The sequence below is a fragment of the Pedobacter miscanthi genome, assembly GCF_003315595.1.
Taxonomy (GTDB): Bacteria; Bacteroidota; Bacteroidia; order Sphingobacteriales; family Sphingobacteriaceae; genus Pedobacter; species Pedobacter miscanthi.
This window is the reverse complement of the sequence record NZ_QNQU01000008.1, coordinates 1-21,935: the sequence shown is the minus strand read 5'-3', so window position 1 is coordinate 21,935 and position 21,935 is coordinate 1. Positions and strand designations below refer to the sequence as shown.

Sequence of the window (21,935 nt, the reverse complement as noted above, 5' to 3'; positions counted from 1 at the left end):
GTTTGAGGCGTTTTTAGTGTTTTAATAATAATGCATTTACTGTTTGTGCATTTAATAATTCGGCGGAGGAAATCAATTTCAGTGTCCCATCTTTACCAAACCATACATAATGCGGAAGATACCGATGCGGAAAAATTTTGGTCAGTACTGTATCATTGTAGATGGTGGGCAAAGTTGTTTTTCGAAAAGGCGCTTTAGCACCTGTTAATATCCCCAGTATCCGTTGCGGGGTATCTTTGGTTTCTTTAGAATCAACGAGGATGACCACCAGATCATTTTTGTATTCTTCCTGTAACTGTTCCAATACCGGAAATTTATAGATACAGCTGCTGCACCAGGAGGCCCAAAAATCGAACAGGATAATTTTATCCTTGTACTGGCTTAATTTTAGGCTATCGATGTTCACCGAACTACAACTGACAACCTGAAACGAGGTATTCAAAATTGCTTCTGGCAGCTTATCACCTATTTTTAATGGCTCAATGTTTTCATTTTGAGCAAAACAGTTCCAGGAAATGAGTACGAGAATTATAGATGTGCTAATCCTGAGCAGACTTTTCCTTTTTAAACGGTGAAAAACAACCTCACTTTTTGATAAACCGGCAAGCAGTTGCAAAATCTGATGTTCTTTCGTCTGATTGGGGTAATGATATGTCATAATTTCCGATGGCATGGGCGATGCCCGGAATCTTCTTTTTTTTAGGCATAGCGATGCCAATACGTTAAAAAATATACTTTTTCGCATGGTTTATTTAATTGAAATAATTTTAACTTTAGGCCAAACGATCCCACCCCGCCGCTTGTAAAAGCAGCAGAAATCGTAACACGCAAGCCAGTAAAACATCCTGATCTATGGCAAGCGGTTAAACCTTTTATTGAAATAAGAAATCTGGGTAAAAAAGCCCTATAAACAGCAGTTATAACCATTTATAACCTTAACAATATAACTGAACTGCTGCTATAGGGCAAGGATATGTACTAAACAGGGTTTTTAGGCTTTAAAGGGTACAACCAGTTAAAAGGACATTTCTGCGGAATACGAACATGGGACTGTGGATGATTTTGGGATATAAAAGAAACAACAAAACAGCCCTGATAAAAGGCAAACGGATAATTGCATACGTCTGTTTTCTGTTTCATGTTAAAATAGATGAATAAAGGCATAAGATATGACGGTAAAACGCAACACCATTAATACCCTGTTACTAAACCAAATATAATAAAATAATTTAAAATACGGTAATATATAACCGCAAAATTTTTAAATAAGTTGGAGACTTTGAGGTCGCAACTATTTAACCTCGATGATCAAGAAAGACGGCTCAATTATTAAAAAGGATTTCGGTTTCAATTTGAAGAAAATTAGAAACAGTAAGGGCTTGAGCTTGCGTGCAATGGCAAGAAACTGCGACATTGATGACAGCAATATTTCCAAGATCGAGAATGGTAAATTTGATGTTCAGTTATCCACTATTTTCGAACTTGCAAAAGGATTGGATATCCATCCAAAAGATTTATTGGATTATTAAAAAACCAAAAACCTGAATCTGGTTAATTCTCAAGTATTGACATATATTTTGCTTCAGAAAGCGTTATCATTCCTCTTGTAATGATGTCCAAGTAAATAACTCATAATCAAACTTATTTATTTATACCATATAAGACATTTAAGTGCATATAAGCTTATAACGGTCTCCTATGATCAAACAACAAACATCGCTGAAAAAGGAAAGTTGATTGCTTAAATATTCTCAAATGCTAAAGCTTGCGGATTGAATAAGCAGTTTGTTATTTTTTTACAACCACCTGAGATACCTTAACTCACCTGAGTTTTACAAGGAGCACAATATCAAAATCTGATAACATAATTTTAACCCATTTCTCATGGCAAAAGCCATGATGGTTACCCGAGATGATGGTAACTATAGGAAATTATATAAATTAACTTCTCATCATTGATATTGAAGCATTACGATATCACTAAATTCTTACCAATAAGTAAAGAGGCAAGTTCCTCCTGTTCTTCTACCTCCAGTTCAATCATTCCGTTAAATAATTCAAATAACTCTTCCTCCTGATTAGATTGCAGCAAAAGATTGATTAACCTTACCTGTACTTTCTTTTGATCGGTATTTAAACTGCTGAACAACTTCGGTTCTATCTCGTATAAAGCTTTTATTAAGTTAACAAGCGCTGGCTTTTGCTTATGCGTTTCTTTTTCATCGGCATAAGCGGGGAATATTTCATCCTGCTCGTATGTTTCAATCAGCCGGTTGGCATATTCCTTCAAAAAAGGTTTACGTTTTTCTTTAAGGTATGTGGTAAGTTCTTTAATTAAAAAACGGTATTCGGGAGAAGACTTTGCTGCACCAAATATGGCTACCTGACCTTCATTTTCAAAACTCTTAAAATCGAAATCACGAAAAAAATCGCTGTCGATATAAATGCTATGGAAATAATCATCGCTTTTTTTGTTCAGTGTGGTGTAATCTTTATAAATTTCTTCCCCTCCTGCCAGGAAATAATATTTAGACAGCTCTTTATGCAGGTTCTCTTTCCAGTGCACGTACTTAATTTTAAAAGTAACATTGCTATCAGGATAAAAAAGATTAAATTCTTCCAGACTTTTTATATTGGTGCTAACATCCAAAACCTCGCCATTTACCAAAACTGAGTAGTTTTTATGTTTATTCAGCTCTATAAACCAGCAGAACTCGTTGATGAGAAATGGCAATACCAGCTCTTGCATTTCCTGTTCGCTGATTCGAAGGTTGGTAAATAAAACTGTTGTACCGGTATTACCTGTGCTGGTGGGCTGGGCTGTAAAATCATGACTGTAACTGTTTAATCCTCCGGTACTGATCTGGATTTCGCCATAACGAAAACCCTCCTCTGACTGGTAAGTAGTTTGCCAGGTAGCATTATGCGCAAAAGTAAAAAAGGTAAGCCGCCCTACCCCGTTACGTCCATGCATTTTCGAGGTATCTTTCGGTGCAACAATCTGCAGCGACTTTTCAGATTCAAAAAAGGGATCGAATTTTTGCTGTAAACGGTCAAAATTAATACCATATCCATTATCGGCAATGGTTAAACTTTCTAAAAGACCTAAAGCATTTGCCGTATAATCTATTTTGATGGTATCGGCATTGGCATCAAAACCATTCCAGATGTACTCTGCAATGGCCTGTTTCTCGTTATAGTTTTTGAGAACTTTTTGTATTCCTTTCGACGTGATGTTAACCTTTACCGACATATACTTACTAAATTAATTAGCAAATATATCAATAATTTGTATTCAATTTATTGCAGCATTCTACAAGTTTTAAACATTATCTATGTCATGCATCAATCTTCCCGCTGGCTAAAATGCCTGCGGAGCTTTTCTTCTTCCAGATCGAGCAGTTCTAACTGTTCCCTGATCAGTTGATCGTTAATCTGCTCCTTTCTGTTCAGGTCTTTAAGTAAAATGCGTTGCTCGGCCATAATATCTTCGAGTGCAACCCGGTAATCGTGATAAAAACCCTCTGTTCTGAGTGTATTTTCTTCCTTTTCCCAATCTTTTAAAAATTCCATTTCAGCTTCGATACGGATTTTTATCGACCTGATCATATCATTATGTTCGAGGGCATTGTGATATTTCTCATTGATAATTTTAAGCGATAACATTGATAATTTTTTCCTTACCATTTGTTTCTGCTGTTCAAAAGATACCGTATAATCAGGGTCGGGCATATCTACCCATTTGATAAGCCAGGGCAATGTTAAGCCCTGCAAAACCAGCGTTACGAGTATTACACTAAAAGTGATGAATAAAATAAGGTTACGCTGAGGGAAAGCTTCGCCTGATTTTAAAGCCACTGGTATTGATAGTGCCGCCGCTAAAGAAACCACGCCACGCATACCTGCCCAACCAAATAACAGCGAGGCCTTCCAGTTTGGGTTCGGATCGGCAGTGGTAATAAAATGACTGATAAAACGCGTAAAATACAAGGCACCATAAGTACTGGCCAATCGTCCTAAAATTAAAACCAGACAGATAATTGCACTATAACGGATGGCAGGCAAAAGGCCCTCACTCCCTAAACCATAAATAATTACCGGAAATTCTAAACCTATCAGGAGGAAAACAAAACCATTTAACACAAAGGCAACGGCTTCCCAAACATTGATGCCCTGCAACCGGCTGCGATGCGTAAGAATACGATCTCGCCGGGCCGAAAGGAACAATCCGCCGCTTACCACCGCCAATACACCCGAATAATGAAACTCTTCAGCAGTCATATACATTACATAAGGTGTTAAAAAAGTAAGGATGATATCTACATTGGTGGTAGTAGGTAACCAACGGTGCAGCGCATAAAAAACAAGGGCCACACCAATGCCAATTAAAATACCCATTGCAATTACCAATACAAAATTACCTGCAGCCTGGGTAAGTACAAAACTGCCGGTCATTACTGCTGCCAGTGCAAAACGGAAAACCACCAAACTGGAAGCATCATTAAGTAAACTTTCGCCCTCTAAAATGGTGGTAAGCCTTTTGGGTACTTTTACATTTTTTAATATTGCTGAAGCAGATACCGCATCGGGCGGGGAAATAATGCCACCCAATAAAAAGCCAAGTGCCAGTGTAAAACCCGGAATAAGGCTACTCGAGATTAATGCCACCACTGTAGAAGTGAAAATCACGATAGGAAAAGCAAAACTGCTGATTACCCTGCGCCATTTCCAAAAATCCTTCCAGGAGGTATTCCAGGCGGCTTCGTACAATAACGGGGGCAGGAAAATAACGAAAATAAGATCGGGTTCAATCTCGATATCTTTGAGAATCGGCAAAAAACTTAGTGCCAAACCAACAATTACCAATAATATAGGGTAAGCTACCTTGATTTTTTGTGCCAGCATCACTACAAAAAGGATAACAGCAAGTAAAAAAGCGTATTGTATGATCAGTTGATGCATATATAAATTTGAGACTTGCTTCTAAAATACAAATTTGAATTGATTGGCAAATCGTTTTAGCGGAGATCTTTTTTTGTAGAAAATTTGGTTTTTCTATTATAAAGCCATAATTTCTCCGCTGTAATAGGTCATCCCAGCTTTTTTACATTGGTTTAAATTAAATGAGAACCATATTTTTTCTTATCGCTTTCATCACAGAAGCTATTCTGTGCGTAGCCCAACCAGTTATCCGGGTCGAGAAACAACCTTTTGTTAATATCGGTAGATCAGCATATTATTGGCAGGACAGTTTGGGAAACACTTCTTTTAAACAGGTAGAGCAATTTAAGGCCGAGCGGTTTTCGAAAGGCAGTTCGGCGATATTTAATGGTGGTACAAGCGGAAAGGTATGGTGGATGAAAATCAGGTTCGAACGGAACAGCCAAACCCTGCCCTATCTTTTTATAGATTATGCAAATATCGATTCCATCACTTTGTTCTATCGTGATACGCAAGGAAAACTCAACATGGTTAGTTCCGGTATGTTCAACCTTAAAAAAAGTGATGCTTCGCTCGGAACTGGTTATGCGTTTCCCTTAAACCTGGCAAAAGCACCAGTTGGTGAGGTTTACATCCGCATGCGGGCAATGAACACCCTTTTAGTACCTGCAAAACTGGTTACAGAATCGGTTTTAAACCACGAACTGATTAAGGCCTACAGCTTACAACTGATTTATGTAGGCATTGCCCTGATGATCCTCATCTTTCATGTTTTCATGTATATCGTTACGCGAAGCAAACTTTTTGCCCTGTATTTTGCAAGGGTTATTTTACTTTACTTTATTGTAATGGTGTGTTACCTGCAGGGTTATGGATTATTACTTGGACAGTTCGCCTCAAAATTTATCCTCGTTCATGCACATTTTTTTATAGCCCTGGGTTATATCTGTACAATCCTGTTTAACAATTATTTTTTAAAGTTAAAACGGCAGCTACCCCAGCTTAACAGATTTTTTATTGCGCTGATCATTGGCTGGGCGCTGATCCTGATCTGCTCTTTATGGGACGGAAGAAGCATTACCAATGCCCTTACACAGATCTTCTTTTTATTAACATCACTACTTTTTCTTTATAGCAGTATACAGGTAATTATTATTCGTGGATATGCCAAAAACAACCCCCTGATCTGGTGTTATGTGTTTGGATGGATCCCGGTTGCCCTGGTATCCATTTATTTTGTTTTTAGCCTGATGGAGCTAATTCCTTTCCAATCGTATAGTTTTAATCTGCTTACCTTGGCCGGAATAGTTGAAGGCATATTGATCAGTCTGGGACTTTTCGGACAACGGCTCAGGTTACTGGCCCGTCATAATGCACATTTTCGCAGGCAGCGGATCCTTTTACACGAGCAGGTAGAAGGTTACCGTAAACAGCTCAATAAAAAAACTGCACTGCCCGAAGAACCTTTATCGTTAAAAGAGCTTATTGAACTTGCTCAATCGCGTGATCCTTCTTTTATGAAAAAATTTAAAGAGACTGAAGCCACTTTTATTGAAGAATTGCTCCGTATTTCGCCACAACTGCTTCCTGCAGAATTAGAATTCTGTGCCTACATCAGGTTAAACTTCGATACCAAAGAAATTGCCCGTACCTGCAGGTTAAGTGTACGCGCTGTAGAGAGCCGTAAATACAGGCTGCGTAAAAAACTGGGGATCGACGGGGAAACAAATATGCATAACTGGATGTTGGACCTCACTAATCTGTCCTAAATAATATACAAAAACTAAGATCCATCGGCTTTCGCGTCATTTTAACAGTTAATCAACAAGAACACCTTAAAAAGCTTTATTACAAGCATTTGACTAGCCCTGCGTAGAAATGCGTAGTGCACAAAACGACCTGCCGCACCCTCTTTGCATATACCTAATGGAGTACAAGCGGTGCGATACCGTATAAACTAAACAGATTAAAACCTTTTTTTTCTGGATTGTACTCAATTTTTTGCCATGTCGGCAGAAACGGTCTTATCCGGGATGATTTGTTACACGACTGACGGCATGGCTTTATAAAAACGTTAATTCAACCAAAACCATATCCAATGAAATCAGAACTGAAGAGTATTTTAATTTTACAACTGTAAACCAGGCAGTTAAAAACCCTGCGTAATAGTGCGTAGTTAAATATTTTGATTAGCCTTAAACGCTCTATTCCTTTGTCCCTATCGCTATAACAAGAACATTTTAAATATTGCTGTACCGCAGGAGGTAAACAACGGGACAGTTTATCCTTCTGCACAACAGCATATAATAACTATGAAACCAAACCACACACCTGCACAAATTATTGGCAGCATCCACGAATTTTATAATGGCGGAGAACCTGAAGAAATTTGCGCCGAACTGGCCATTGATAAACCTTGCTTTGATACCTGGATCAGGGATTATGGCAGCATTGCCAATGAACTTATGGAACTGAGGGACGAAAATGAAACCTTACGCCAGATGTTTACCAACCTGAGCCTTGTTAACCAGAGTTTGCGGAACTCGCTCGACAGCCTTACGAGAACCGATTCGAAAATACTTGAATTACTGATTAAAAAGCGTGGCGCCAATAACCTCAGCTATCCTTAATAAAATACAAATGCAATCCATAAATAAAGCCAGGATACTGATTATCGAAGATCATCATGCAACACTTGATGCCATACGGATGATCTTCGAATTTGAAGGTTATGAGGTATTGGGTCTTTCGGGTACGGTGGATTTACACACGCAGGTGGCTTCTTTTTTACCAGATGTAATTTTAATCGATGTTTTATTGGGTATTACTGATGGGCGCGCAATATGTACCGAGCTAAAACTATCGGTACATGCTGCAATACCTATTTTGCTGATGTCGTCTAGAAATGGTTTTCAAAATGGTACCTATTACAAACAGCACTGGGACGATTACATAGAAAAACCTTTTGAAATGGAAACGATTACCGAAAGGGTGAAAATGCTTATTTCAAAACAAAAGAAATGAATATTTTAACCAAAAAGATCGCTGCTCAGGTAGCGGTCTCCCCTGTCGCAGGTAATAAATACGATGGTTCCATGATCTAGTTCGGAAGCTAACCTTAATGCTGCAGCACAGGCACCACCTGAACTCATTCCGGCAAAAAGTCCTTCTTCTCTGGCCATCCTGCGCGACATTACAATTGCTTCTTCCTGCGCAATGTCCATTACACGATCCACACGTTCGGGCTCGAATATTTTTGGCAGGTACTCGGTTGGCCAGCGCCTGATACCCGGAATTGACGAACCTTCGGTAGGCTGGCAGCCCACAATCTGTATAGCCTTATTCTGTTCTTTAAAATACCTCGAGCAGCCCATAATGGTACCTGTTGTACCCATCGAGCTTACAAAATGAGTAATCCCGCCCTCGGTGTCTCTCCATATTTCAGGTCCGGTGGTTTTATAATGTGCTAAATAATTATCGGGATTGGCAAACTGGTTGAGCAAAAAGTAACCTTTGCTGCTTCCTTTATCTTCTGCATAATCGCGGCAGTCTTCTATACTTTCTAAAAGGGTTACCTTAGCGCCAAAAGCTTCCATGGTTACCTTACGCTCGCGGGTAGAGTTTGCCGGCATGACCAGTTCGATATCGAGGTTGTATAAACTCGCAATCATGGCCAGTGCAATACCGGTATTACCACTCGTAGCTTCCACCAGTTTTGTTCCGGGAGCTATTTCGCCACGTTCTATCGCACTCCTGATCATGTTAAGCGATGCCCGGTCTTTTACACTTCCACCCGGGTTATTGCCTTCCAGTTTTGCGAAAACCTTAACAGCCGGGTTAATATTCATTTTTTGGAGCTCGGCCATAGGCGTATTTCCGATCAGATCGATGATTCCTGCCATAATATTGTATTGATTAAATCGTTTCCTTGTGGTTTCTGATGGTAATTATTGGAGAGTGATAAGCGGTAGAAAAAGGCTCGATACTTTCGGTAAGCCATACGTTACCACCGATAATGCTATCGTGGCCAATAATGGTTTCGCCACCTAAAATAGTAGCTCCGGAATAAATCACCACCCTATCTTCAACTGTTGGATGCCGTTTACTGCCTGCCAGTGTTTTTTTTACACTCAATGCGCCTAAAGTTACGCCCTGATAAAGCTTTACATACTGACCGATAGTACTGGTTTCGCCGATTACAATCCCTGTACCATGATCGATATAGAAATATTCACCGATTTTTGCAGCCGGATGGATATCTATCCCGGTTTTAGAATGGGCATATTCGGTTAATATTCTTGGTACCAGCGGTATATTGAAATTGTATAGTAAATGTGCAATCCGGTAAAAACAGATGGCGTAAAAACCAGGATAAGTTCTGATTACCTCGAAACGGCTCTGCGCCGCCGGATCGCCTTCGTAAATGGCCACGATATCGGTATTCAATACTCGGTAAAGTTCTGGTAATGCTGCAAAAAACTGGCCTGCGGCATTTTTACATTCACTGTTATTAAGTTTGCAACTGGCCGAAATAATGTCATAAAGTTCAGCTTCCAAAGCCAAAACTGTTTCTTTCACTTCTTCAATCCCTGAAAAAGCCTTGGGTCCGTTTTCGGGAAAGAGCACCTGAATCAGTTTTTCGGCCCAACGGAATATGACCTTATTAGGCGGAATATTGGGCTGTTCAAGCGGGTTCTTAAATATTTGTTCAAAAAAATGGTTATCCATAATGGTGGTCGTGCCCAGCCGATCTGCTCATCGACTAGATATATAGATTTAATCGCTAATGTAGGTTTTGTTTTTTTAAACCGGAACTGCTCGCCGAGTTTTATGATAAAAATGGCGGGGAAATAACAAAATAGTTGGGAGTTGAGAGTTTGAAGTACAGAGTTTGGAGTAGAGAGCTCTTCGTCTGCAGTATTGAGTCGATTAACTATCAATGAACGTCATCCCGACCAGAGCATCTTGGAGTGGAGAGATCTACGAAGTAATCCTCCATAGATTTCTCGACTGCGCTCGAAATGACGATAATTTTTAAACGACGGTTTAACAAAAAAACGTCATCTCGACTGAGGCACAGCGAAATGGAGAGATCTATGAAGTAATCCTCCATAGATTTCTCGACTGCGCTCGAAATGACGATAATTTTAAACAACGGTTTAACAAAAAACCGTCATCTCCGGAGCATCGCGGAGTGGAGATATCTACATCGAGGTAGATTTCTCCGCTACGGTCGAAATGACGAATTGGAGGAAACTTCGGCTCAATTACTTTTTCTGTTCAGATAAAAATGTAACCAAAGAGGCTAGTTCTTCATAAGATAACGAATTGGCCAAACCCTCTGGCATCATGGAGTTTTCCATTTCTTTACGCGATAAAATATCGCCTGCCTTGATGGTAAAAACTTCGCCGGCAATGTTACGCAAAACCACTTTGGCAGCAGTTTCTTCAGTAATAAAGCCCATATAGGTCCGGTCGCCTTTAGCAGTGATCATTACCGACGCAAAACCCTGAGAAATTGAAGCACTTGGTTTTAAAATTGATTCGGCAATCTGTTCGCGGTTCATGATCGAACCGATCTGCCCCATAAACGGACCTTTCATTTTCTCCGCTCTGCTTAAACTGTGGCAAGTAATACATCCTTGGTTGTTAAAAATAGCTCTTCCTTTTAACGGGTCGCCCTGTAATTTATTAATGGCCAGTAATACATCCTCAATTGAGGATTTACCCACCTGGCCCTTTTTGTTCTTGATCTTTTCGAGATCGATTTTTGGTTCTTCCGTTGCAGCAACTTTTTCTTCAACGGTAAACTCAGGGATATCCATTCTCTGGCGTGCATTTAAATCAACATAAAACTGTTTGCCCTGCGCACCTGCTTTTGCAGCCTCCTCTTTTAAGAATTTTTCGATTACAGGAGAAGCTTCCCAACTTACGGCTTTAAAATATGGTCCGTGCGAATCTGGACGGGTACCCCACCACCAGGAAGCATCATAAGCAATTTCTTTTTTATACAAACGGCCTAAGGTAACCAGGATTTGTTGTTTCAATTTTTCATCTTTCGATTGATTGTAAGTTTCAATCAATCCGTTTACCACTTTAGGGTTGTGCATATAACGTAATGCCCAAAGTGCTAAAGTGGCATTATCGGTTTTCACCGCAGCAAGTAAAGGCTCAACCGCATTAAGTTCAACCAAAGCACGTACTGCAAGGTGAGGTAATATAATTGCAGCGTTTGGTGTAGCATGTGCACCTTCGGTACCTTTTGCAGGTGCAACAAAAGAAGCAGGCACTTTAGTATTTAAAAGCACATTGGCAACTTCTGGTCTGCCCAAACGGTTTAAGCCGATTATCGAAGCCGCCTGAACACGTGGTGAAGAATCTTTAAGTCCTTCTAAAAATGGTTCAACAGGAACTTTATCAATAAAGGTTTTACGGTCGGCAAGTGCTTTTAACGCAAACTCTTTTAAGGCGTTATCTTTTGTAAAACCTACCAGCGTAGCAATACCATTTTCTTTGGCCAGTTGCGCATAAGTAAATAAGCCTGCAATGCGTACATCAAGTGCTAAATTTTGATCGGAAGCCGTTTTTAAGGCGGTTTCTGTTGCCTGTTTGTTATTACGAGAAATCAGTTCCTGCGAAGCATTTAATCGCGCAACAGCACTGTTCGATTTTAATAATTCGGTTAACTTTTTAACAGAAAGTTTTTTAACATCAGGAAAAGCTTTGTAAGTCCAGTTGTTTGGTACCGCACGAACGATATAGCCCTTATCTGGACTACCCGAATAACCAGCACCATCCCACGCCGAAAGGTAAAGCCTTCCCGATCCATCTACATCGAGGTCGGTAATTTGGGGTAGTTTAATAAATTCTTCGTCCTTTTGGGTAAAAGTTGGCCCATCGGCTGTAACCCTGTGAATGTAGAGCATGCTTCGGCCCCAATCGGCCATCATGGGTACATGGTTGTATTGTTCAGGCCAGTTCGGTTCGTCCATAAATAGCGCCCCTGTACCCGAACCACCACCTAAATCGGCCAGTGCAGGGATAATTTCGTCCGTAAAATTCTGGAACAAAACCGGATAACCATATTCTCCTGACTGGATATGGTGCGAAAAACGAACATTCCATCCACCACCATCATTGGTATTTTCGCGGGTAAAAACATTCATGTATGGATCAATCGCCACATCATACACGTTACGGGTGCCATGGGTATAAACTTCCATTTCGGTACCATCAGGACGGACGCGTAAAATACCGCCACCCAACATGGTGAGTTTTTTTCCGGTACGGTCTAATGCATCATGAAAGCCAAAATCGCCTACTGAAATATATATCCAGCCATCAATACCCATCCTGATACCATTGGTGGCATGATCGGTACCACGCTCACGGATATACTTTGCATTACTGATGTGTTCGATGAGTGGTTTTTCTGGACCATCGGCTTTACCATCACCATTTTTATCTTCAAAAACGACCAGATCCATCCCTGTGGCCTGTTTTGTTTCTTTTGAGAAAGTGGTATGCAGTACAAATACCTGACTGCCCTGAACAATAATGCCCCGGGGATTATCTACCTCTGCAAAATCGATATGCTGGTCCATTTTACCATCATTGTCTTTATCGATTAGTTTAAGGATATGGCCCTTACCCTGCTCTTTACCTAAAGATCCGATCATGTCTACGCCAACATATACCTCTCCAGTAGGCGCAACAGCCAAACAAGCCGGACTTGGTGTAACATCTGGACCAGCAAAATTAGTAATGGTTAAGCCCGGAGGCAATACCCGCTGCGTTTGTGGATCATTAAAAAAGCTCTTCAGCCCAAAAAAGACCAAAGCAAAAGAAATAAAACTAAGAGAAAATTTAATCATTGTGTGTTATTGTTTTTTTGGTTAGTTGTGGGGTAAACATACAAAAATTACCATTTACCGTTTGCCACAATTTTGTGCAATTCAACTCAAATTTTACCCTGCGGGTAAAGTTTAATATTTAACTTACAAAGGCATAAAAGTTAACATAATACAATATAAATCAATAGAATATCAATTAACTACACTGATTTTAGTCTAAAAAGGACTTAAAAAGGCTAAATAATCAAAATCATGTCAACAATCCTCTTTTTAATTTGTCAATAAGCAGATATTTTATTATATTTACTAAATCCAACATTCATTAAATCAGTATGTTATGAAAAATATTTTTTATTTCTTCCTGACTGCCCTGATCTCCTCCATTGCGCTGCTAATTACACAGGATTCATTTGATCCTGAACTGGTTTACAGCACTGTGGTTTTAATATGGATTCTGTACATCTGGTACCATATTTATGCTGCTGATAAGAGGAATTACAGCGAGTAGCCTGTATTTTGATTAAACTTGTTTTCCAACCAAAGGAGGTGTGGACAGTAATTTATTGCCTAAAATTTCAGGTTCTATTCATCTCCCACCGATACATTTCTGATCAGCTTCCTTAAAATTCGCTTTTTTAACAAAAACGTAACTTTATTTAACATTTAGTAAAGGTGCATGAGCAATTAAAGTTACTACCTTCGTTGAAAACTAAACCAGCAGTGTTTACGTTTATAGTAGAAGCAGGGCAAAATTGTCCTGATACACCAATAGCTTATATGAACTTGGATTATCCGCCTCGTACATGGGGTTGATAAGAGCACAAGATCATGAAATTAAAAGCAAAATTCCCATGTTTACCGGGAAACACGTTTTACGCCGAAGTACGCCGCAGGGTAAATAACGATTTTAAAGAAAACAACAGAAGCACCAATGCCAATAAATTGATGTGGTTTAAGGCCTGCCTTTTCCTTACTTTATTTATGGCATTTTATCTTATCATATTACTTTTACCGCTTCCCACCCTCATCCTTTCGTTTTTAACGATCCTGCTGGGTGCAACTTGTGCATTCATTGGTTTCAATATTTGTCATGATGCCATTCATGGTTCGTTTTCGAGTTCAAAGCGTATCAATTCTTTTTTTAGTTTCCTTTTTAACATGGTGGGTGCAAACCCTTATGTTTGGAACATTACCCATAACGTGGTGCATCATACTTATACCAATATTCCTGGCCACGATGAAGATATTGAGGTTGCGCCAGGATTGATCAGGATCTGTAGCGAAGATGAATTAAAGCCTCATCAGCGTTTCCAGCAGTGGTATGCTTTCCCGCTTTATAGTCTCGCCTCGCTCTCGTGGGTATTCCGTAAGGATTATAAAAAGTTTTTCCAGAAAAGTGTTGGTGCCTGTGCGCATAAACATCCGAAAATTGAATATTTTAACCTGTTTTTCTATAAATTTCTTTACTATTTTATTTTTATCGGTTTACCCATTTTAGTGATGCCTTTATTATGGTGGCAAATTGTTATTGGCTTTGTTCTGTTACACATGGCTCAGGGTTTAACCATGGGTCTGGTTTTCCAGCTGGCACATGTGGTAGAAGGAACAAATTTCCCTTTAACCAATGCAGAAGGCAATATGGAAGAGGCATGGGCAGAGCACCAAATGCGCACTACAGCCAATTTTGCTACCGAATGCCGTGTTTCGGCCTTTTTCCTGGGTGGTTTAAACCGACAGATAGAACATCATCTTTTTCCTAAAATCTGCCATGTGCATTATGGACGGATATCGGGCATTGTAAAACAAACGGCTTTGGAATTTGGATTACCTTACCACGAAAACACAACTTTTTTATCAGCACTGCGTTCGCATTTCAGGATACTGAAGAAAATGGGAAGGGCGGTTTAGTCTTGAATCTTTAGTCTAAAGTCTATTCTTCGCGCAAAGTATCACCCTGAGGAATTTATATAAAATCAATATTAATGACGTACAATTGATTTTTTCACCCTAATGCACAGTCTTGCCTCGGCTCGCCGCCGCCGAAGGGCTCTTTCTTTTTGGCATCAAAAAGAAACAAAAAATGCCGTCTGAAAATTTTTCTTTGGAAGCCAGTAGTTTGGCTGGGTCAATGGAGCCCGAAAAATTTATTAGGCCGGGTTTTAGTTGAACGGGGATGAAGTGCTTTGGCCTAGCCGGGTGAAATGCACAAGTGATACAAATCACTCACTAATACATGATTGCATAATAATATAAATAATCGCCGAGTGCAATGAAGACGATAACCACGTAGTGCTCTGCGAAGCAAAATCTATCTCTAGATAGATCTCTCCCTACCCGAAGCAAGCAGGCATTCCACTATGTTCCAGTCGGAATAACGCCTTGATGAACGAATGACCAATGAACTAATGACCAATGACCAATTAACCAATGACCAATGACCAATGACCAATTGCCTTAATTATTTTTATATTCGCTTAAATGCAATCTGGAATGACAAAAGGAAAACTAATCGACTTTTTTAATCAGGGTAACAACGTTTCTCCAGTTATCTACCAGCAAATTGCCGAACATTTTACCTATAAGAAATTAGCTAAAGGTGATTTTCAGCTTCTGGCTGGCAAAGTATGCAACGAGTATCTTTTTCTTGAAAATGGTTACATGCGGGCATTTGTACACGACACGGAGGGAAAAGAGGTGACCACAAATTTTTATATTCCAGGCGAGATGGTATTTGAGGTTTCTTCATTCTTTAAACGAGATAAATCAAAGGAGAATATCCATACATTAAGCGAGTGTGAGGGCTGGTTTATTACTTTTGCTCAACTAAATGAACTTTTCCATAGCATACCTGAATTTAGGGATTTTGGGAGATCGATACTGGTGCAAGGCTTTTCAGGACTTAAAAGCAGAACACTATCAATGATTACCGAAACCGCCGAACAGCGTTACGCAGAACTGCTAAAATCAAATCCTGAAATTTTTCAGCATGCCCCTCTAAAACATATTGCTTCCTTTTTAGGGGTAACAGATACTTCTCTCAGCAGAATCAGAAAAGATTTTGCAAAAAAACATTAACAGGTATTTCTTGCCAAATGCGAAGATAAACAGGAGTTAAAATGGGTTCTTTTGTAGAAACAATTAACTCATGGAACACTTACCGATATCACTTTACATCTTATTTGCGTTAACTGCCTTATTAACCATCGTATTATTTTTTAAGGCCGTTGGTTTTTCAAAAACTTTGACCAGCATATTCTTTTTATGGCTAACCATACAATCTTTACTAAGCATTTCGGGCTTTTATCAGGTGATCCACGTTATGCCGCCCCGATTTGTATTGCTCGTATTACCCCCTATTGCCCTTATCGTTGCTACTTTTTTCTCCAAAAAGGGGAAGGCATTTATTACCGGGATTGATATTGGTAAACTAACGATATTACATATTATCAGGATACCTGTGGAACTGACGCTTTATTGGCTGTTTATACATCATGCTGTACCAGAAATGATGACTTTTGAAGGCAGAAATTTTGATATTTTATGCGGAATTACCGCTCCCTTTATTTATTATTTCGGATATATTAAAAACAAACTAAATAAAAAAGTTTTACTGGCATGGAACATTATTTGCCTCTTACTATTGGCGAATATTGTAACCACAGCTGTATTATCGGCGCCATTTCCGATACAAAAATTTGCTTTTTCACAGCCAAATATTGCATTGCTGTACTTTCCTTTCAGCTTGCTTCCGGCCTTCATCGTACCAATTGTATTGTTTTCCCATTTAGTTTCAATCCGGAAGTTACTAGGTAGTTAGATTTTTTGATTGTAGGTTTGTTTTACTGTTACAAATCAATAACCAATGACCTAATAACCAATGACCAATGAACCAATGACTAATGACCAGTGAACCTGACCAATAAACTAATGACCAATGAACTAATGACCAATAAACTAATGACCAATGACCAATGAACTAATGACCAGTGAACCAATGAGCCAATGAGCCAATAACCCACTTCACATAAACTTAACATACAAGCCATTTCTATAAAAGGCAGATCTTTTTATCTTTAGCGTTATGTACTGGTACGAAGAAGAGGTTAAACAATTGGAAAAAAGGTATCGTTTAGACCGCGACCATCCGGGGATTATTTTCTATGGGAGTTCATCTATACGGTTATGGAACAGTTTGGAAGATGATTTCAACTTCACCAAGGTAACCAATCTGGGTTTTGGAGGATCTACCCTGGCTGCCTGTGTATGGTTTTTCGAAAGGATTATGACCGATTACAAGCCAAAGGCACTTGTGGTATATGCAGGAGATAACGACCTTGGAGATGGCCGAAACCCCGAAGAAATTTTTATATTCTTTCAGCAGCTGATCGTAAAAGTTAACCTTAGGTTTGGCACAATTCCATGTTATTTTATCTCTTTAAAGCCGAGCATTCACCGCTGGCATATTGCCGATCAGTTCAGGTATACCAACAACCTTATTGAAAGCGAGATTATCAAACTGAATGGGAACTGGAAATTTATTGATGTTTTTAAAAAAATGCTGGATAAATCGGGCAATCCAAATCCGGCACTCTACGATCACGATGGTTTACACTTAAGCGACGAAGGGTACCGTTTATGGACCGAAGCTGTTAAAGAAAAATTAGGTTAATCATTACCGTTAATTAATATCACGATAACATCGGAGCATTATTTTTCTATCAAGATTTTAAACAGATGAACAGGGAATACCACAAATGGTTCAGCCATAGTCTGCAAAGGGATATGGAGCTGCTGGTTTTCGGGCACAGCGGCCGGGCGGTTATCTTTTTCCCTACCCGCATGGCTCGTTTCTATGATTATGAAAATTGGGGAATTATTGCTTCTTTGGGCCAACAGATCGAAAATGGCGAACTCCAGGTTTTCTGTGTAGATAGTATTGATGGAGAAAGCTTTTATAATGATGATGTATTTCCATCGGTCAGGATTGAGCGGCATCTCCAATATGAAAAGTATTTGTTAGATGAGGTAATGCCATTAATCCACCAAAAAAACGACGGTAATTTTATAGAAACTGCAGGTTGTAGTATGGGCGCCTATCATGCCATTAATCTGGCGATGAAATATCCATGGTTATTTAAAAAGGCTGTTGGCATTAGTGGAAGATATGATTTGACGGATAATATTGGCGATTTCAGGGATTTGTTAAATGGATTTCACGACGAAAAAGTTTACCTAAACATGCCGGCACAATACCTGGCTAATTTAAATGATGATACATTGCTTACAGCAGTTAGGAATATTGAAATTATTTTAGCTGTAGGCGAAACAGATCCGTTTTTAAGCGGAAACCAGCACCTTAGCAGCCTGCTATGGGAAAAAGGTATCCCCAATCAGTTCCACACCTGGGAAAGCAATGCACACCGGCCCCATTACTGGCGAAAAATGGCACCGATGTATATTTAAGGTCTATAATTATTGTATTGCAGGAGTATAATATTGCTTAACATAAATGGTATCTACAGGCACAATAGATCCTATTACAGACAAAACGATATTTGATTCTAACAACCATTTTTCGGGTTCAGCACTATTTTTAACCACTTTTATTCCTTTAACAGTTCCTTTTAACGCTCTGAGTTCTACGCCGTAACATACCGGACAGCTAGAAACAAATTTTACCTTTCCGGCCTGCACATCCGCATCGTTCAACAAAAATCTATCTCCGGTCATAGGCGCCTGAAAATACATCCAGCTCGTTCTGGAGTCCTTCACATTCCTGGCCCAGAAAATCCGATGCTGCCCAGCTGTTATATTTAGCCAGTTTTCATCCATCGAAGCATTATCTGCATACTGAAAATGACATGTTGTACCCAGCGGACAGGCGGTTAAATTTTGATCATCAACCGTAAAATCCATCGGATCTTCGGTTTTCTTTTTACAGGCAAAGAAAGTTGTACATGCAATTAAAAGAATAGTGGTTGTTTTGACAGCGTTTTTCATTATTTAGTTTTTGTAAGGGATACGTTATAAAGCATGGTAATGCTACAACTCCTATATTAAGTTTATGTTAAATAAAAAAAGCCATAGAAAGCAGCATAATTGACCATTTTTGAAAGTTCAAAACCTGTAATTTAACGTTGATTGAACAAGAAAACATTAAGTTTGCATACAAGCAGATTAAATCTACAAAAACATGAAACAAGGATTATTAATAGATATGGACGGGGTGATTTATAGTGGGGAGGCGCTGATAACCGGAGCAGACAAATTCATTAAAAACTTAATCGACGAAGAAATTCCCTTCGCGTTTATGACCAATAACAGCCAGAGAACCCCATTAGAAGTGGTACGCAAATTAAAAGGACTGGGCATAAAGGTTGAAGAAAGCCATGTTTACACCAGTGCCATGGCTACGGCTAAATTTCTTTCGGATCAAAGCCCGAAAGGAACGGCCTATGTATTAGGTGAAGGAGGTTTATTGAGCAGTTTACACGATCATGGCATTACTTTGGTTAATACAGATCCTGAGTTTGTGGTATTGGGTGAAGGAAGAAATTTTACGCTCGAAATGGTGCAGCGGGCGGTAGATATGATCCTTGCCGGCGCAAAATTTATTACAACCAACCGAGATCCATCGCCTAAGAAACCGGGTTGGAACAATTTAGGTATCGCGGCAACAACAGCCATGATTGAAGAAGCTACCGGAAGAAAGGCTTTTGTTACGGGCAAACCCAGCCCTGTAATGATGCGCTCGGCACGTAAATTTTTAGGTTTGGAAACGAGCGAAACTACCGTTATCGGCGATACCATGGAAACCGACATCCAGGGTGGTGTACAAATGGGCTATAAAACCATTTTGGTGCTTTCGGGCATATCAAGCAAGGATACTTTAGGTCATTACGCTTTTAAACCGGATATGATTGCCAGTTCTGTTGACGAAATTAAATTTCCTTTAACCTGGTGGGAGGCTTGAATTTAGTCCTTAGTCCTTAGTCTTTAGTCCGGAGTCCGGAGTCTAAAGGGCATTGATATAAATAAAAGATTCTTCAATGCGTTTTAGATAAAATTAGAGATTGGTTTAGCCACAAAAACACAAATGATCATGGAATATTTATCTGTGAATTCTGTGTTTCCGTGGCAAAAAAGCATTATTATGTGTCAGATGGTAACATCTGACACCACATTAATGAACAATGGCAATTTGCCCCTAGTAAACAAATGACCAATAAACCAATGACCAATAACGAATAAACCAATGAACTTATTTCGTCACCAAAAAGTGTTTTGGCATTTCGGCGGCTTTTAACATGAAATTATGCAGTTCGTAATTTTTAACGAAAGGCTTTAGCTGTTCCGATCCCGGACCGAACATAGTAAGCTCAACATAATCGCCGGTATGGTTCATACCTGCCCATTGTACATCGGTGTATTTGCCTAAAATTTTTCCATATTCGTAAAAAGGAAGGTTGGCTTCGTTATATAACTGCCCCGGAACAATATCTTTAAAATGGCTTAGCAACGATTTTACATCTTCACTTTTCATTTCTATACCCTGGTTTTCTTTAATCATTTCCATAATTTTCTGCTCACTGAACGATTGGTCCAGTTGCGCAAGCAACCAGGTGTTGCTGTGTTTAAAACGCTGCAGGCGATCGAATTTTTTGTTGGCTTCGTCTGCATAAAACAAACCAGGGTTCGAATTTCCATGATCGGTGGTGATAATTACCAGGGTTTCGCCATCTTTTTCGGCAAATTCGATTACTTTACCAACCGCTTCATCAAAAGCCAGCTGATCGAAGATTAATCCGCCCAAATCGTTAGAGTGTGCTGCCCAATCTACCTTTCCACCCTCAACCTGTAACGCAAAACCATCTTTATGGTCTTTCATTAATTCAATGGCTTTCATTGTCATTTCGGCCAGTGTAGGCACAGTTTTCTGCAATTCAGCATCGTGCATACGGTCTACTTCATAAGGTAATCCGTCTTCTGCAAACAGGCCTAAAACCGGTTTCGATTTATCCAATGCCAACATTTCGTTCCTGTTTTCGGCAACTTTATATCCCTGGGTAAGAAATTTTGGGATCAGGTCGCCCCCTTCCCTCTTTTCGCCAAAGTATTTGCTTCCACCACCCATCATCACATCGAATTTTAAACCAAGGTAGATTTCAGCAATAATATCCTGTCCGCCACGGTTGTCAATATTGACGCAAAAACCTGCTGGTGTAGCGTGTGTAATGGGAACTGTTGTTACACAACCTACTTTTTTACCTTTTTCTTTAAATTTCTGAAGGATAGGCTGAGGTTTCTCACCATTAATACCTACATTAAGTGAACCGTTTTTAACACGCATGCCTCCGCCCCATGATGAGCTGGCAGCTGCAGAATCGGTAACCATTGAGCTGGCCGAAGCGGTATCCATCAAAGCGCGTACAGCTTTATTGTCGCGGTACAGGCCCAGCCATTTACTGCTTTTGCCATAAGCCCGGTTGGCATAAAGATCGGCCATATTTAAGGTACCAATGCTCATGCCGTCGCTCACCATCATAATGATGTTTTTTGCTTTTTTTGGTCCGCCAACAGGAGTAGCGATTACATCTTTCAGCCCCACAAGTGGTACACTTAAACCGGCCAGCAAGCCGCCTTTTAATAACGATCTTCTATTCATATTTCGATAAAGCAATGGTGCTTTTTATTGTTTTGTAAGTACAGAACTGGTTTCTACAGCACTTTTTACTGTGAAACCCAAATGCTTCTGAGCAGGCGTATTTACTTTGGCGCGTAACAACGAATCAGTTTGAACGGCATTAGCTGATATTGCAGCGCTCATTTTATCTTGTTGATGTGTTTCAATAGCAGCATGTGGTTCGTTGCTATGAGTAAGCAATGCAATTGCAGGTATAACCGTTAAAAGTCCGATGCATGAAACCAATCTCATATTATTTAACTTCTGATTCTTTTATTACAAAATTGATTTATAACTATTAGCCCTGTAAACAGATAGTGTTATGATATCATTAATATTGATGATCTGATTTTAAGTAAATATTAAGGATGAGCTAACGCAGGTGGTTTGTGGAGCAAAAAATAATGCTAGTGGTTCGTGAGGACACCAATGCTATTAACTTAGTGTTATAAATATTT

Annotated in this window: 20 protein-coding genes; 11 read left to right on the top strand and 9 right to left on the bottom strand. The window is 39.5% G+C overall.

Annotation, left to right across the window (positions count from 1 at the left end; translation table 11 throughout):
• Positions 1-13: 13 nt before the first annotated feature.
• Positions 14-658, bottom strand: coding sequence for a TlpA family protein disulfide reductase (locus DRW42_RS10410; RefSeq protein WP_158544320.1), 645 nt, complete (start codon positions 656-658; stop codon positions 14-16).
• 646 nt (positions 659-1,304) lie between these two features.
• On the opposite strand from DRW42_RS10410, the gene DRW42_RS10400 reads away from it, so the two are divergent.
• Positions 1,305-1,529, top strand: coding sequence for a helix-turn-helix domain-containing protein (locus DRW42_RS10400; RefSeq protein WP_113948765.1), 225 nt, complete (start codon positions 1,305-1,307; stop codon positions 1,527-1,529).
• Positions 1,530-1,969: 440 nt separating this feature from the next.
• On the opposite strand, the gene DRW42_RS10395 is transcribed toward DRW42_RS10400, so the two are convergent.
• Both DRW42_RS10395 and DRW42_RS10390 read right to left on the bottom strand, forming a co-directional pair.
• Positions 1,970-3,253 carry an ATP-binding protein gene (locus tag DRW42_RS10395; protein ID WP_113948764.1) on the bottom strand — a complete coding sequence of 428 codons (1,284 nt, stop codon included), beginning with the start codon at positions 3,251-3,253 and terminating at the stop codon, positions 1,970-1,972.
• Between the two features lie 92 nt (positions 3,254-3,345).
• Positions 3,346-4,962, bottom strand: coding sequence for a Na+/H+ antiporter (locus DRW42_RS10390; RefSeq protein WP_113948763.1), 1,617 nt, complete (start codon positions 4,960-4,962; stop codon positions 3,346-3,348).
• 161 nt (positions 4,963-5,123) lie between these two features.
• Between DRW42_RS10390 and DRW42_RS10385 the strand changes: the two genes are divergently transcribed.
• The 3 genes from DRW42_RS10385 to DRW42_RS10375 all read left to right on the top strand — a co-directional run bounded on the left by DRW42_RS10385 (position 5,124) and on the right by DRW42_RS10375 (position 7,965).
• The gene (locus DRW42_RS10385; protein ID WP_113948762.1) at positions 5,124-6,710 is read left to right on the top strand and encodes a 7TMR-DISM family protein; all 1,587 of its coding nucleotides are present in this window, start codon (positions 5,124-5,126) and stop codon (positions 6,708-6,710) included.
• 543 nt (positions 6,711-7,253) lie between these two features.
• On the top strand, positions 7,254-7,571 hold the full coding sequence (locus DRW42_RS10380; RefSeq protein ID WP_113948761.1) for a hypothetical protein: 318 nt from the start codon (positions 7,254-7,256) through the stop codon (positions 7,569-7,571).
• A gap of 10 nt (positions 7,572-7,581) precedes the next feature.
• Complete coding sequence (locus tag DRW42_RS10375) at positions 7,582-7,965, top strand: response regulator transcription factor (RefSeq protein ID WP_113948760.1); 384 nt, start codon at positions 7,582-7,584, stop codon at positions 7,963-7,965.
• Positions 7,966-7,970: 5 nt separating this feature from the next.
• Here the strand turns inward: DRW42_RS10375 and cysM are convergent, their stop codons facing one another.
• The 3 genes from cysM to DRW42_RS10360 all read right to left on the bottom strand — a co-directional run bounded on the left by cysM (position 7,971) and on the right by DRW42_RS10360 (position 12,815).
• Positions 7,971-8,843, bottom strand: a complete 873-nt coding sequence (gene cysM / locus DRW42_RS10370) for a cysteine synthase CysM (RefSeq protein ID WP_113948759.1) — start codon at positions 8,841-8,843, stop codon at positions 7,971-7,973.
• A 13-nt stretch (positions 8,844-8,856) separates the two neighbouring features.
• Entirely contained in the window at positions 8,857-9,669 is an 813-nt protein-coding gene (gene epsC / locus DRW42_RS10365; RefSeq protein ID WP_113948758.1) for a serine O-acetyltransferase EpsC, read from the bottom strand.
• 539 nt (positions 9,670-10,208) lie between these two features.
• Positions 10,209-12,815 carry a DUF7133 domain-containing protein gene (locus tag DRW42_RS10360; RefSeq protein ID WP_113948757.1) on the bottom strand — a complete coding sequence of 869 codons (2,607 nt, stop codon included), beginning with the start codon at positions 12,813-12,815 and terminating at the stop codon, positions 10,209-10,211.
• Between the two features lie 316 nt (positions 12,816-13,131).
• Between DRW42_RS10360 and DRW42_RS28745 the strand changes: the two genes are divergently transcribed.
• The 6 genes from DRW42_RS28745 (at position 13,132) to DRW42_RS10335 (ending at position 18,257) form a co-directional block, all read left to right on the top strand.
• Positions 13,132-13,302 carry a hypothetical protein gene (locus tag DRW42_RS28745; RefSeq protein ID WP_158544319.1) on the top strand — a complete coding sequence of 57 codons (171 nt, stop codon included), beginning with the start codon at positions 13,132-13,134 and terminating at the stop codon, positions 13,300-13,302.
• A gap of 320 nt (positions 13,303-13,622) precedes the next feature.
• Positions 13,623-14,702 carry a fatty acid desaturase family protein gene (locus DRW42_RS10355; RefSeq protein WP_113948756.1) on the top strand — a complete coding sequence of 360 codons (1,080 nt, stop codon included), beginning with the start codon at positions 13,623-13,625 and terminating at the stop codon, positions 14,700-14,702.
• Between the two features lie 582 nt (positions 14,703-15,284).
• A complete protein-coding gene (locus tag DRW42_RS10350; RefSeq protein WP_208643541.1) occupies positions 15,285-15,869 on the top strand; it encodes a Crp/Fnr family transcriptional regulator in 585 nt (194 codons plus the stop codon).
• Between the two features lie 70 nt (positions 15,870-15,939).
• The gene (locus tag DRW42_RS10345) at positions 15,940-16,611 is read left to right on the top strand and encodes a hypothetical protein (protein WP_113948754.1); all 672 of its coding nucleotides are present in this window, start codon (positions 15,940-15,942) and stop codon (positions 16,609-16,611) included.
• Positions 16,612-16,875: 264 nt separating this feature from the next.
• Positions 16,876-17,463, top strand: coding sequence for a GDSL-type esterase/lipase family protein (locus DRW42_RS10340; RefSeq protein WP_113948753.1), 588 nt, complete (start codon positions 16,876-16,878; stop codon positions 17,461-17,463).
• A gap of 65 nt (positions 17,464-17,528) precedes the next feature.
• Positions 17,529-18,257 (top strand): esterase family protein, encoded by a 729-nt coding sequence (locus DRW42_RS10335; RefSeq protein WP_167437802.1) that lies wholly within the window; start codon positions 17,529-17,531, stop codon positions 18,255-18,257.
• A 9-nt stretch (positions 18,258-18,266) separates the two neighbouring features.
• Here the strand turns inward: DRW42_RS10335 and DRW42_RS10330 are convergent, their stop codons facing one another.
• Positions 18,267-18,794: a hypothetical protein gene (locus DRW42_RS10330; protein WP_113948752.1), complete on the bottom strand. Its 528-nt coding sequence runs from the start codon at positions 18,792-18,794 to the stop codon at positions 18,267-18,269.
• A gap of 193 nt (positions 18,795-18,987) precedes the next feature.
• On the opposite strand from DRW42_RS10330, the gene DRW42_RS10325 reads away from it, so the two are divergent.
• The gene (locus DRW42_RS10325; protein ID WP_025142364.1) at positions 18,988-19,767 is read left to right on the top strand and encodes an HAD-IIA family hydrolase; all 780 of its coding nucleotides are present in this window, start codon (positions 18,988-18,990) and stop codon (positions 19,765-19,767) included.
• Positions 19,768-20,055: 288 nt separating this feature from the next.
• On the opposite strand, the gene DRW42_RS10320 is transcribed toward DRW42_RS10325, so the two are convergent.
• Complete coding sequence (locus tag DRW42_RS10320) at positions 20,056-21,459, bottom strand: alkaline phosphatase (RefSeq protein WP_113948751.1); 1,404 nt, start codon at positions 21,457-21,459, stop codon at positions 20,056-20,058.
• Positions 21,460-21,483: 24 nt separating this feature from the next.
• Positions 21,484-21,729, bottom strand: coding sequence for a hypothetical protein (locus DRW42_RS10315; protein WP_113948750.1), 246 nt, complete (start codon positions 21,727-21,729; stop codon positions 21,484-21,486).
• Positions 21,730-21,935: the final 206 nt, after the last annotated feature.

Excerpts from the sequence above, each read along its gene's own strand:
- DRW42_RS10350 (WP_208643541.1), top strand. The coding sequence starts at position 15,285 with ATGACAAAAGGAAAACTAATCGACTTTTTTAATCAGGGTAACAACGTT.
- DRW42_RS10400 (WP_113948765.1), top strand. The coding sequence starts at position 1,305 with ATGATCAAGAAAGACGGCTCAATTATTAAAAAGGATTTCGGTTTCAAT.
- DRW42_RS10330 (WP_113948752.1), bottom strand. The coding sequence starts at position 18,794 with ATGAAAAACGCTGTCAAAACAACCACTATTCTTTTAATTGCATGTACA.
- DRW42_RS10340 (WP_113948753.1), top strand. The coding sequence starts at position 16,876 with ATGTACTGGTACGAAGAAGAGGTTAAACAATTGGAAAAAAGGTATCGT.
- cysM (WP_113948759.1), bottom strand. The coding sequence starts at position 8,843 with ATGGCAGGAATCATCGATCTGATCGGAAATACGCCTATGGCCGAGCTC.
- DRW42_RS10320 (WP_113948751.1), bottom strand. The coding sequence starts at position 21,459 with ATGAATAGAAGATCGTTATTAAAAGGCGGCTTGCTGGCCGGTTTAAGT.
- DRW42_RS10360 (WP_113948757.1), bottom strand. The coding sequence starts at position 12,815 with ATGATTAAATTTTCTCTTAGTTTTATTTCTTTTGCTTTGGTCTTTTTT.
- epsC (WP_113948758.1), bottom strand. The coding sequence starts at position 9,669 with ATGGATAACCATTTTTTTGAACAAATATTTAAGAACCCGCTTGAACAG.
- DRW42_RS10410 (WP_158544320.1), bottom strand. The coding sequence starts at position 658 with ATGACATATCATTACCCCAATCAGACGAAAGAACATCAGATTTTGCAA.
- DRW42_RS10390 (WP_113948763.1), bottom strand. The coding sequence starts at position 4,962 with ATGCATCAACTGATCATACAATACGCTTTTTTACTTGCTGTTATCCTT.
- DRW42_RS10385 (WP_113948762.1), top strand. The coding sequence starts at position 5,124 with ATGAGAACCATATTTTTTCTTATCGCTTTCATCACAGAAGCTATTCTG.
- DRW42_RS28745 (WP_158544319.1), top strand. The coding sequence starts at position 13,132 with ATGAAAAATATTTTTTATTTCTTCCTGACTGCCCTGATCTCCTCCATT.
- DRW42_RS10325 (WP_025142364.1), top strand. The coding sequence starts at position 18,988 with ATGAAACAAGGATTATTAATAGATATGGACGGGGTGATTTATAGTGGG.
- DRW42_RS10335 (WP_167437802.1), top strand. The coding sequence starts at position 17,529 with ATGAACAGGGAATACCACAAATGGTTCAGCCATAGTCTGCAAAGGGAT.
- DRW42_RS10355 (WP_113948756.1), top strand. The coding sequence starts at position 13,623 with ATGAAATTAAAAGCAAAATTCCCATGTTTACCGGGAAACACGTTTTAC.
- DRW42_RS10380 (WP_113948761.1), top strand. The coding sequence starts at position 7,254 with ATGAAACCAAACCACACACCTGCACAAATTATTGGCAGCATCCACGAA.
- DRW42_RS10375 (WP_113948760.1), top strand. The coding sequence starts at position 7,582 with ATGCAATCCATAAATAAAGCCAGGATACTGATTATCGAAGATCATCAT.
- DRW42_RS10315 (WP_113948750.1), bottom strand. The coding sequence starts at position 21,729 with ATGAGATTGGTTTCATGCATCGGACTTTTAACGGTTATACCTGCAATT.
- DRW42_RS10345 (WP_113948754.1), top strand. The coding sequence starts at position 15,940 with ATGGAACACTTACCGATATCACTTTACATCTTATTTGCGTTAACTGCC.
- DRW42_RS10395 (WP_113948764.1), bottom strand. The coding sequence starts at position 3,253 with ATGTCGGTAAAGGTTAACATCACGTCGAAAGGAATACAAAAAGTTCTC.